Consider the following 12,219-nt stretch of genomic DNA (forward strand, 5'->3'; position numbering starts at 1 on the left):
TGAATCCGATAAGAAGGAGCCCCCATGCCTCCCCATCTGATCGATGGCGAACCGCACAATCACAGCCACGACCGGCCCAAGCGCGACCGCGCCGCCGGTGAGGCCCTGCGCATCGGCATCGGCGGCCCGGTCGGTTCCGGTAAGACCGCGCTGGTCGCCGCCCTGTGCAGGCAACTGCGCGACGAACTGTCCCTGGCGGTGCTGACCAACGACATCTACACCACCGAGGACGCCGACTTCCTGCGCCGCCACGCCGTGCTGCCCGACGAGCGGATCACCGCCGTGCAGACCGGTGGCTGCCCGCACACCGCCATCCGCGACGACATCACCGCCAACCTCGACGCCATCGACGACCTCGTCGCGGCCAACCCGCCGCTGGACCTGATCCTGGTGGAATCCGGCGGCGACAACCTCACGGCCACTTTCTCTTCCGGCCTGATCGACGTGCAGATCTTCGTCGTCGACGTGGCCGGTGGCGACAAGGTGCCGCGCAAGGGCGGCCCCGGCGTCACGTTCTCCGACCTGCTCGTGGTGAACAAGACCGACCTCGCCCCGCTGGTCGGCGCCGACCTGGGCGTGATGGAGCGCGACGCCGCCAAGGTCCGCGACGGCCGCCCCACCGCCCTGGTCTCCCTGACCGACGACCCGGCCGCCACCCCCGTGCTGGCCTGGGTGCGAGAGCAGCTGCGGGTCGCCGCCGAACAGGACGCGGCCACCGGCGTTGCGCACTGAACTGAGCATCGTCGCCGTACCGGGCAGACTGCCCCGCATCGACGCGGTCGGCGGTCTGGCCGGGCGGCACACCGGCATCGACACCGTGCACCTGATCGGTACCGCGGCCACCCCGCTGGGTGGGGACGAACTCGACATCACCATCGTGGTGCGCCCCGGTGCGCGGCTGGTGGTTCGTTCGGTGGCGGCGACGATCGCCCTCCCTGGTGCGGCCACCGTGTTGTCGAACGCGCACTGGCGCTTCGAAGTCGGCGAAGGCGCCGAACTCGACTTCGATCCGGAACCGACGATCGTGGCCGGTGGCGCACACCATCACACGGTGACCACGGTGCGGGTGGCACCCGATGCGCGGTTGCGGCTGCGTGAACGGGTGCAAGTGGGCCGCAGCGGCGAGGACGGCGGCGGGTGGCGCGGTGATCTGCTGGCCGATGTCGGCGAGGTGCCGTTGCTGCGGCACCGGCTCGAACTCGGCGCGGGTGCGTCGACCGATGATCGGCTCACCGCACCGCGTGCGCTCGACAGCGAACTGGTCTATCCGGATGACCGTCCGGCCTGGTCGGGCAGTGTGGATGAGGTTCGGCTCCCGCTGGCCGCGGGCGGTTCACTCGCCACCCGAACAACCAGCCGACTGCGCGCGATCGCGATCGCCAACGCCTAGGCGCGGAAATGGCGGTGGGAGCCGAGCCGATGGCCCGACTCCCACCGCTGGGAATTCGATCAAGCGTTGACGAGCTCGGCTTCCGTATCGACGGTCTCGGGGGTCCCCGCACGCGGTGGTGCGAGGAAACCGCTTGCCGCACCAACCGCCGCACCGATGCCGGCGCCGACAACTGTGATGGGGATCGACACGGCCATGTACGCGGCCATGCCACCCAGGATCGGGCCCGCGACCAACCCGACCGGAAACAACGGGATTCCGGCGACGAGCCCGGCCAACGCACCGCCCGTGCTGGCCATCATCGCGAACGGGATCGCCACGGTGGAACCGACCGCCGCGCCCCTGGCCGCCGAACCGAGCGTCTCGGCGGCGATCCGGTCGGAGCGGCTGCGCTCCAGCCCCACCGAATCGAGGAAGGTCGCCAGATTGGCCTCGGTATTGGCCGCGGTGTCGTTGATCTGGATCGAGGTGTCGACCGGCACGAAGTCCGGCACCGGAACCTGCTGGTCACCGAAGCGGAACTGCCCCGGCGGTGGCAGGATCGGCGGCACCGGCGCGACCGCGGTCGGTGCGTGCAGCGGACCCACCGGAGACAGGTAATCCATTTCCGGCCCCGTCCGCGACCACTGCAGCGAGCTGCGTGTATTCGCGGGCATCGGCTGGCCCACATAGGGGGTGGCGTTGGGTGCCACCGCGTCGAACTCAGGTCCGGCCTGATGCTCGGGCTGGGTCACCGCCGCCTGCGCGGGCTCGGCATTCGCGGTGCCCGTGCCGATCAGGGCCATGACCAGGGGTACCGCTCCGGCTGCGACGACCGAACCTACCTTCTGTCGCTGCAAGTTCGGCGCCCTGTGTTTCCCCGTCGCCATAGATCACCTTTCATCCTGGGGATTGGTCACACATATGACCTCCGACATTCGCCACCGGTGCTCGACTCGGATGGGTACGAAACGTCGGCAACCCGCAATGTCGGTATGCCGAAAGGTAACTGGAACGACGAAGGCCGGGTGGTTCGATGGAACCACCCGGCCAGTGCGCGAGCTGGGTCAGCCGATCTTGCGCTGTCCTTCGGTGAGCGGTTCGGCGGTCGCCGGCGGCGCACCCATGTCGGCCGCGAGTTCATTGGCCTCCGCCTGATCGGCGTTGACCTCCTCGATCGCGAGCCGTGCGAAGATCCACTGTTCGGTCGCCGCCATCTGACCGCGGTTGCGGCCGAGGAACGACACGAACCAGCCGATCACGGTGACGATCCGGCTGCGGTAACCGACCAGGTAGTAGAGGTGCAGCGCCAGCCAGGCGAGCCAGGCCAGGAACCCGCTGAACTCGAGCTTGCCGATCTGGCAGACCGCGTCGAACCGCGAGATCGTGGCCATCGAGCCCTTGTTGAAGTACTTGAACGGCGCGCGCTCCTCGGGGGTCTGACCCTTGAGCCCGGCCTTGATGGCCTTGGCCGCGTAGGTCGAACCCTGGATGGCGCCCTGCGCCTGCCCCGGCACGCCGGGCACCGACATGAGGTCGCCGACCACGAACACGTTCGGATGACCCTTGACGGTGAGGTCGGGCTCCACGATCACGCGCCCCGCCCGGTCAACCTCGGTGCCCTCGGAGCGTTCGGCGATCATCTTGCCCAGCGGGCTGGCCTGCACGCCCGCCGACCACACCTTGCAGACGGCCTCGATCCGGCGGGTGGTGCCGTCGGCGTCCTTGACGATGACGCCGTGCGCGTCGACATCGGTCACCATGGCGTTGAGCTGGATCTCCACGCCCATCTTCTCGAGCCGCTTGGCCGCCTTGGCACCCAGCTTGGGCCCCATCGGGCCGAGCACCGCGCCTGCGCCTTCGAGCAGGATGACGCGCGCGTCGCGGGGATCGATGGTGCGGAAGGTGCCGTCGAGGGTGCGGTCGGCGAGTTCGGCGATCTGCCCGGCCAGCTCCACCCCGGTCGGGCCCGCGCCGACGACGATGAACGTCATCAGCCGGTCGCGCTCTTCCTGGGTGGTCGCCAGCTCCGCCTGTTCGAACGAGCCGAGAATGCGTGCGCGCAACTCGAGCGCGTCGTCGATGGTCTTCATGCCGGGCGCGTACGTGGCGAAGTGATCGTTGCCGAAGTACGACTGCTGGGCACCGGTGGCGACGATCAGGCTGTCGTAGCCGGTCACGGTGTCGCGGTTGAGTAGTCGCGACGTGACCTTCTTGTTCGCCAGGTCCACGTCGATGACGTCACCGAGCAGCACCTGCGCGTTCTTCTGCTTGCGCAGCACCAGCCGCGTGGCCGGGGCGATCTCGCCGGTCGAGAGGATGCCGGTGGCCACCTGGTAGAGCAGCGGCTGGAACAGGTGGGTCGACGTCTTGGAGATGAGCGTGACGTCGACATCGGCTTTGCGCAGATGCCGGGTACCGAACAAACCGCCGAACCCGGAACCGATCACCACTACGTGGTGCCGCTTCCCGACAGACTCAGTGCTCATCGTCGCGCTCCTCGACAGACTGGGGTGGGCCCCGCGGTGGTAATGACAGGGTTAACCGTAGTCGGCTCCGGTTGTGACGTCGCAACAAGAACCCGATCGCGGCGTGTGCTGCGTCGTCTCATCGAACGACAAGATCGACAATACGGGCTGCGCCGAATCAGCGACCTGCGAGAAGCAGCTCGGCCACCCGGGTGTCGGTCTCGGCGCCGTCGGTGTAGCCGCCTGCCCCGCCGAGCGCGTTCATGATCGACAGCGTGTACCGCTCGTCGGTGCCCGCGACACCGACGGAGTTCACCACCCAGCCGTCGGCCTCGGCCGACCAGCCGTTCTTCAGGCCCGGCCGCATCGACGAGCCCGCGCCCCACACACCCCAGTGCTGGTTGGAGTCGACCGAGCGCATCCGGTCGAGCAGGTAGGCGAGATCGTCGGGGTGCATGGTGTCGAGGATGGTGTTCATCAGCCGGTCCAGGTCGGCGGCGGTGCACTTCTGGAACGACCAGTCCGGGAACAGCGCGGTCGTGGTGGGCTGCGGGATCAGGCTGACCATGCCGTAGGCGCGGAACGCGTTGTTGTAGGCCATCCGGTCGAAGCCGATGTACTTGTGCCACAGCACGTCGGCGGCGTGGTCGTTGGAGGTGGCCAGCATCGCTTCGATGTTGAAGCGGTCGTCGGGGGACAGGCCGATGGCGCCGACGCGGGCCCGGTTGAGCAGGTCGGCGGCGATGGCCAGCTTGATCGTGGACGCGGTCCAGACCTGGTTCTCGGCGTGTTCGTTGGCGTAGACGCCGCCGGTCTTGCGGTCACGCAGCACGTAGCCGACGGTGCCGGGCCGACCGGCGAGATAGGCGTCGGCCCGCGCTATCCGAGAGCTCATATCGGCGTCGAACCCCGGCAACGACACCTGGGTCAACGCGGGCGGCGCGGCATGGGCCGGACCGACGAGAACAGGGAGGCCCGGAGTGAGGACGGCGGCGGCGGCGAGCAGGCAGGCAGTTGCTGCGACTCGGGAGACGACACGAGTGGAGGGGGAACGGTCACGCACGATGGACCACACTCGCACACCAGGCGCCGCAATGCACTAATTCACCGCAAATCCGGCGTCCGGCGCGACAGGCCTGTTGTGGCGCACGCTTGTCGTCGCTCAGGGGTGTTGCGGCGCAGCGGAATTGCCCTCAATGATGCGCGGCGTGCGGTGTGGCGATGGGGCAGCCGTTGAGGCGATGGCAGTGCTCGAACGCTTCGCCGTGCCGGTCCAGCGGCCACGAATGCAGTACCTGATCAGGCCCGTAGCGCCGGGAATTGATCAGCTCCCAGCGCGCGCCCACTCGGCGGACGATGAAGCCGCCACCGGGCACCAGGGGAAACACCTGCGCGATCATGAAACGAAACCAGCCTTTCGCCCGCGGCCGTACTGTCCCACCCGAACCGCAACGATCCCACGGTCGGCGTCGAGGGTGCCGCAGGCATGGCCGGGACGCGTTGCGGTGTGGCGTAATTCACTAGCCCGGTCCAGTGACGGTGGCGGGGTCGCGCGATTGCGGGTCGGTCGCTGGGCGTATAAACAACGGATGTCGTTGCATCTCCATCGCGCCGAACGCGCCGACGCGCTGGCCGACGGACTCGGGCGTTTGCTGGGGGCAGTGCCTGCCGATCCTTTCGTCACCGAAGTGGTCGCGGTTCCGGCCAAAGGGGTGGAGCGCTGGTTGGCGCAACGGTTGTCGCGTGTACTCGGTGTGGTGGGTACTCGGGGCGCCGACGGACTTCGCGAAGGCGGCGTCGCGGATTCCGGCTCCGGTGTCAGCCGCGGCCCGGTCGGTGACGGGGTAGCGGCGAATATCGCCTTTCCCGCGCCTGCGGCGCTGGTAGCCGAGGTGCTGGCCGGTGCGAGTGGGGTCGCGCCCGCCGACGATCCGTGGGCCGGTCAGCGATTGGTGTGGACGCTGTTGCGGGTGATCGACGAGGTCGCCGACCAGCCGTGGGCAGCGGTTCTGGCGCGACATCTCGGCCTGCCCGGGGCGGATCACCGGGTCGGCAGGCGCTACGCCACCGCCGCCCACCTCGCCGCCCTGTTCGACTCCTACGCCGCCCAACGTCCGCAGGTGCTGCTCGACTGGGCGGCGGGCGCGGACACCGACGGCGCGGGTGGAACTGTGCCCGACGATCTCGCGTGGCAACCGCGGTTGTGGCGCGCGCTGCGCACCGCCGTCGATGCCCCGAGCCCGGCCGAACGACTCGCGCACGCCTGCGCACGCCTGCGCGCCGACCCCGCCTCGATCGACCTGCCCGAGCGGGTCTCGCTGTTCGGGCTGACCCGACTCCCCGCCGACCAACTGGCCGTCATCACCGCCCTCGCCGCCCACCGCGATGTCCACCTCTGGATGGCGCACCCGAGCCCGGCCATGTGGACCGCGCTCAGTGCTGCTGGGGCGGTCGCCGACGGCGGACTCGGAGTCGGTGCAACGGTTCGTCCGCGCGCGGACGATCACACCGTCGACCTGGTTTCGCACCCCCTGCTCTCGGGGCTGGCCCGTGATGTGCGCGAGTTGGAGCAGCGCCTGATTCCGGTGCTGGACAGCGATATTCACCTTCACGATGAGATCGCCACGCACTCGCTACTCGACGTCGTCCAGGCCGCCGTGCGTGCGGACCGAGTGCCGGAAACGGGCGCGGTGCCGGACGGGAGTGTCGAAGTCCACGCATGTCACGGCCCGGCGCGGCAGGTGGAGGTGCTGCGGGATCTGCTGCTGCGGACGTTCGCGGCGGATCCGGCACTCGAGCCGCGCGACGTGCTGATCATGTGCCCCGATGTGGAGGCGTTCGCGCCGTTGGTGCGGGCGGCGTTCGGGCAGCGCGGCACCGGCGTCGACCTCCCGGTCGAGGGTGAACACCCGGCGCACCGGTTGCGGGTGCGGCTCGCCGATCGCGGGCGGGCGGTGACCAACCCGATGCTGGCCGTGGTGATCGAGCTACTCGACCTGGCCGACGGTCGCGTCACGGTGACGCAGGTACTCGACCTGGCGGCGAGCGAAACCGTACGCCGCCGTTGCGGGTTCGACGACGACGACATCGAACGGCTGCGCGAGTGGGCGGCCGAGTCGGGCGCGCGGTGGGGAATCGGGCAGCGTCAACGCGAGGCGTTCGGCCTGGCCGATTTCGCCCAGAACACGCTCAACGCCGCGGTGGACCGCATCCTGCTCGGCGTCACCGCCGACGAATCCGGCGACGACTGGCTCGACCTGGCGCTGCCACTCGACGATGTCGACTCCAACGACGTCGACCTCGCGGGCCGCTTCGCCGAGTTCATCGACCGACTGGCGGTCTGCCTGCGTGACCTGCGCGGCCCGCGGCCCGCCGCCGAATGGACCACGGTGCTGCTGCGCGCCGTCGACCTGCTCACCGATGTGCCCGTCGCGCATTCGTGGATCCGCACCGAAGCGCGCCGCGAGATCGTCGCCGCCACCGAACACGCGGGCGCCACCGGGCTGCGGCTGGCCGACGTGGCGGTCCTGCTCACCAGTCGACTGACAGGCGGCCCCGGCCGGGCGAACTTCCGCACCGGCGAACTCACCGTGTGCACCCTCGTTCCGATGCGTTCGGTGCCGCACCGCGTGGTGGTGCTGCTCGGCCTCGACGACGATGTCTTCCCGCGTCCCGGCAGTATCGACGGCGACGACCTGCTGGCCCGCGACCCGCTGGTCGGCGAACGTGATGCGCGCAGCGAAGACCGCCAACTCCTCCTGGATGCCATCATGGCGGCTGGGGACACCCTGCTGGTCCTGCACACCGGTGCCGACCCGGTCACCGGCGCCGCCCGCCCGCCCGCCGTCCCGGTGGCCGAACTCCTCGACGTGCTCGCCACTCAGGTGGGGCAGGCGGCCATGGACGCCGTCCACATCCGTCACCCGCTGCAGGCCTTCGACCGCCGCAACTTCGCCCCCGAGAACCCACGCAGCTTCGACACCGTCGCCCTGGCCGGTGCGCGGGCCGCCGCCCGTCCGTCACAGCCGCGGCCACCGCTGCTCACCGCGCCGCTGCCGCCCGCTCCGGCCGCCGATGTCGCACTGGCGGAACTGATCTCGTTCGCCGAACATCCGGTGCGCGCGTTCCTCTGGCAGCGGCTCGGCCTGCGGGTGCCCGAAGAATCCGAGGATATCGCCGATCAGCTTCCGATCGAACTCGACGGCCTGGCGAAGTGGGACCTCGGCGAACGCATGCTGACCGCCCGCCTCACCGGTGCCGACCCGGCGGGGCTGCGGGCCGCCGAATGGCGTCGGGGAACGTTGCCCCCCTTCAGTTTCGGGGCCAAGGTGCTCGACGAAGTGGAGGGCACGGTCGACACCATCGTCCGCACCGCACTGCCCGACTACGAGGCACCGCCGCGCGCCGTCGACATCGCCGTCGACCTCGGCAACGGCCGCACCCTCGCGGGCACCGTGCCCGAGGTCCGTGGCGAGACACTGGTGCGCACCACCTACTCGCGCCTGGCACCGAAACACCGGCTCGCGTCCTGGGTTTCGCTGCTCGCCCTTGCCGCCACCGAAGACCGATCGTGGCAGGCGATCAGTACCGGACGGGGCCAATTCCGGAGCAGACCGGTGGCCAGATCGGTGATCACCGCACCCGAAGCGCCTGCCGCACTGGCGATCCTGCGTGACCTGGTCCGGTTGCGCGAGGAAGGACTGTGCGAACCGCTGCCCTGCGCGCCCGCCGCCACCGCCGCCTACGCCGAGCGCCGGTTCCGTGGTGACAGCGTCGCCGACGCCCTGCTCGCCGCCGAACACGCCTTCGACGGCGGTCCGAACGGTCCGGACAAGTTCGGCGACCACACCGACCGCTACCTGCGCTATGTGTGGGGCCGCGCACTCCGATTCGCCGGTCTCGCCACCGAACCCAGCCGACCCGGCGAGCCGGAGAGCACTCACTTCGGTGCCCTCGCGCGCCGCTGGTGGGCGCCGCTGCTCGCCGCCGAAAGTCAGGGACAACCGTGACGGGGACCGTATCGGCGCCCACCGCCTTCGACGCCACCGGCCCGCTGCCTCAGGGCACCACCGTGCTCGAGGCCAGCGCGGGCACCGGCAAAACGCACGCCATCGTCGGGCTCGCGGTCCGCTACGTCGCCGAGGCGGGCATCGCGATCACCGAACTGCTCCTCGTCACGTTCAGCCGCGCCGCCACCCAGGAACTGCGCGAACGCACCAGAGACCGGTTCGTCACGGTGGCGACCGCACTGGCCGAACCCGATACGGCACGGCACCACCAGGACGAACTCGTCCGGGCGATGGCCGACACCGACCCCGCGACCGTGCGGCTGCGCAGGCACCGATTGCTCACCGCCCTGGCCGATTTCGACGCGGGCACCATCGCCACCACCCACTCGTTCTGTCAGCGGATGCTCGACGAACTCGGTCTCGCCGGTGAACACGACCCGGGTGCCCGGCTGGTCGAATCGGTGGACGACCTCGTCGCCACCGTCGCCGACGACCTGTATCTGGCCCGCTACGCCCGCGACCGCGCCCCCTTCACAGTGCGCGATGCGCACACCCTGGCGCTGGCGGCGGTCCACGATCGGCACGCCGACCTCGCGCCGCGCACCGACGGTGCGGCGGGGGAGCGCGTGGCCTACGCGAGCGCCGTGCGCGTCGAGACCGAACGCCGCAAACGCCGTGCGGGACTGCGTGATTTCGACGATCTGCTGGTGCTGCTGCACGATGTGCTGGCCGACCCGGAACACGGGCCGCGCGCCTGCGCCCGGATCAGGCAGCGGTACCGGGTGGCGCTGGTCGACGAGTTCCAGGACACCGATCCGCTGCAGTGGGACATCCTGCGCCTGGCCTTCCACCAGCACGCCACCCTCGTGCTGGTCGGCGATCCGAAGCAGGCCATCTACGCCTTCCGTGGCGCCGAGGTGCTCAGCTACCTCGATGCCGTGGCACTGGCGGATCGACGCAGCGAGCTCACCCGCAACTGGCGCAGCGACGCCGGACTGCTGCGCGCCATCGACCACCTGTGTGGCGGTGCGGAATTGGGGCACCCCGAGATCAGCGTGTATCCGGTGACGCCGACACGGCCGACGACCCGCCTGCACGGTGAACCGGACGCGATCAGCCCACTGCGACTACGGGTGCTGCCCCGGACCGGGGCCGGGGCGCGCAATCGGTCGGGGTTCCCGTCGGTGGGCAGGCAGCGGGCCAAGGTCGCCGATGATCTGGCCGCCGATATCGTCACCCTGCTCGAATCCGGCACCGCCATCGACGCCAAACCCGTACGCGGCGGGGATCATTCGCTGCGCGAGGTCGGCGACGGCCGAGTGCGCAGGCCGATCGGGCCCGGCGATATCGCGGTGCTGGTGCGCACTCGATCCCAGATCGATGTGGTGCGTGCGGCATTGGACCGGGTCGGAGTCGCCTCCGTCCTGGCCGGCGGCACCAGCGTCTTCGCGACCGTCGCCGCGACCGATTGGCTGTGGGTGTTGCGGGCCCTGGAGCAACCGCATCGCGGTGACCGGGTGCGGCTGGCCGCGTGCACACCGATCCTCGGCGTGACCGCCGCCGAGATCGACTCGGGCGGTGCGGATCTCGTCGGCCGGGTCTCCACCCAGTTGCGCGACGCCGCGCGATTGTTCGCGCGCGCCGGATTCGCCGCCGTGTTCGACAAGCTCGCCACCGAAACCGACCTCGCGCCGCGCCTGCTCGCGGTGGACAACGGCGAACGCGAACTCACCGACCTGCGCCACCTCGCACAACTACTCGACGAGGTCGCGGTGGCCGATGGCCTCGGCCTGACCGCGCTCACCCGCTGGCTCGCTGACCGTGTTCGCGACCCGGAGGCAGGCAGTATCAGTGGTCGCAGCCGCAGGCTCGATCGGGACGCGGCGGCAGTGCAGATCGCCACCGTGCACGCCAGCAAGGGCCTCGAATTCCCCATCGTCTACCTGCCTTTCACCTGGGACAGCGCCAAGAATCCGTACCCGGCGACGCTGCTGTTCCACGACGACAACGGCACCAGGGTCCTCGATATCGGCGGCAAGGAGGCCCCCGGTTACGGCGAGCGCCAATTGCGTTGTGAGGCCGAGGAATCAGGGGAGGAACTGCGGCTGCTGTATGTGGCGCTGACCCGGGCGATGTGCCAGGTCGTCGCATGGTGGGCGCCCGCGGTGACCACCGGCGCCGCGCCGCTGCACCGGATGATGCTGGGCCGACGGCCGGGTTCGGCGCAGGTACCGCGCCGGGCGGAGATTCCCGCCGATACCGCTGCGGCGCAACGGATTTCCGAGTGGGCCGCCGCGGCCTCGGACGTGATCTCGGTGACCATGGTCGATCGCCCAGAGGATGTGGCGCCCCGGCGAGTGCGCACCGAGCTGCCGACCGGTGAGCTTGCGGCCGCGGGGTTCACCCGCTCCCTCGACCAGCAGTGGCGGCGCACCTCGTACTCGGCGCTCACCGCGGGTGCGCACGACGCCCCAGGAGTGAGCGACTCCGAACCAGAGGACGGACCGGGCCATGACGACGAGCCCGCCGAGGCGCCGGTCGACGCCATGACCGGCAGCACGGCCGCCCCGTCGCTGATGAACGACCTGCCCTATGGTGCCGAGTTCGGCACGCTGGTCCACGGCGTCCTCGAAACGGTCGATACCTCGGTGTCAGACCTCGCTGCCGAGGTTCACCAGCGGTGCGTCGAGGCGGTCGAGCACACGATGGCCGAGCTCGATGTCGACCTGCTGTCGTCAGCGCTGCTCGAAGTCCTGCGCACCCCAGCCGATTTCGGCTCCCTCTCCGTGATCGCCACCCGGGACCGGCTCAACGAACTGGAATTCGAGCTGCCACTCGGCGGTGGCGATACGCCCGGTGCGCGCTCGGCCGGAATGCACGCCATCGCCGCGCTGCTGCGCACCCACCTGCCGGCCGACGACGATCTCGCCGGGTACGCCGATCATGTTGCCGCACTGCCCGATACGGTGCTGCGCGGCTACCTGACCGGCAGCATCGACGCGGTTCTGCGGGTACCCGATGAAACAGGCGAACTCCGCTATCTCATCGTCGACTACAAGACCAACCGGCTCGGCACGGGGGACCTCACCGTCGAGCACTATCGTCGCGACCACATGGTCGCGGAGATGATCCGCTCGCACTATCCGCTGCAAGCGCTGCTGTATGCCGTCGCGCTGCACCGCTATCTGCGCTGGCGGCTGCCCGGTTACCACCCCGCCCGCCATCTCGGCGGTGCCAGATACCTGTTCGTGCGGGGCATGATCGGCACGGCGACCCCATCGGGGCACGGTGTATTCGATTGGCATCCTTCCGCGGAACTCGTTGTCGCGCTGTCGGACCTACTCGCCGGGGAACGATGAGCAGGGCGGCCGAA

8 protein-coding genes are annotated in these 12,219 nt (G+C 69.9%); 4 read left to right on the forward strand and 4 right to left on the reverse strand.

The window, feature by feature from the left end:
- Window positions 1-24: 24 nt before the first annotated feature.
- Both ureG and ACFXKN_RS19905 read left to right on the forward strand, forming a co-directional pair.
- Window positions 25-732, forward strand: a complete 708-nt coding sequence (ureG, locus tag ACFXKN_RS19900) for an urease accessory protein UreG (protein WP_378966464.1) — start codon at window positions 25-27, stop codon at window positions 730-732.
- Complete coding sequence (locus ACFXKN_RS19905; RefSeq protein ID WP_378966454.1) at window positions 722-1,390, forward strand: urease accessory protein UreD; 669 nt, start codon at window positions 722-724, stop codon at window positions 1,388-1,390. Before ureG ends, ACFXKN_RS19905 begins: the two co-directional genes overlap by 11 nt.
- A 59-nt stretch (window positions 1,391-1,449) precedes the next feature.
- On the opposite strand, the gene ACFXKN_RS19910 is transcribed toward ACFXKN_RS19905, so the two are convergent.
- The 4 genes from ACFXKN_RS19910 to ACFXKN_RS19925 form a co-directional block, all read right to left on the reverse strand.
- Entirely contained in the window at window positions 1,450-2,229 is a 780-nt protein-coding gene (locus tag ACFXKN_RS19910; RefSeq protein WP_378966436.1) for a hypothetical protein, read from the reverse strand.
- 207 nt (window positions 2,230-2,436) lie between these two features.
- Entirely contained in the window at window positions 2,437-3,858 is a 1,422-nt protein-coding gene (locus tag ACFXKN_RS19915) for an NAD(P)/FAD-dependent oxidoreductase (protein ID WP_378966430.1), read from the reverse strand.
- Window positions 3,859-4,015: 157 nt separating this feature from the next.
- Entirely contained in the window at window positions 4,016-4,912 is an 897-nt protein-coding gene (locus ACFXKN_RS19920) for a tat pathway signal sequence (RefSeq protein WP_378966648.1), read from the reverse strand.
- A 118-nt stretch (window positions 4,913-5,030) separates the two neighbouring features.
- A complete protein-coding gene (locus tag ACFXKN_RS19925; RefSeq protein WP_378966427.1) occupies window positions 5,031-5,237 on the reverse strand; it encodes a hypothetical protein in 207 nt (68 codons plus the stop codon).
- Window positions 5,238-5,426: 189 nt separating this feature from the next.
- Between ACFXKN_RS19925 and recC the strand changes: the two genes are divergently transcribed.
- Together recC and ACFXKN_RS19935 are read left to right on the forward strand one after the other, a co-directional pair.
- Entirely contained in the window at window positions 5,427-8,846 is a 3,420-nt protein-coding gene (gene recC / locus ACFXKN_RS19930; protein ID WP_378966419.1) for an exodeoxyribonuclease V subunit gamma, read from the forward strand.
- The gene (locus ACFXKN_RS19935; protein WP_378966410.1) at window positions 8,843-12,205 is read left to right on the forward strand and encodes a UvrD-helicase domain-containing protein; all 3,363 of its coding nucleotides are present in this window, start codon (window positions 8,843-8,845) and stop codon (window positions 12,203-12,205) included. Before recC ends, ACFXKN_RS19935 begins: the two co-directional genes overlap by 4 nt.
- Window positions 12,206-12,219 lie beyond the last annotated feature (14 nt).

The organism is Nocardia sp. NPDC059195 (genome assembly GCF_042754695.1).
Lineage (GTDB): Bacteria > Actinomycetota > Actinomycetes > Mycobacteriales > Mycobacteriaceae > Nocardia.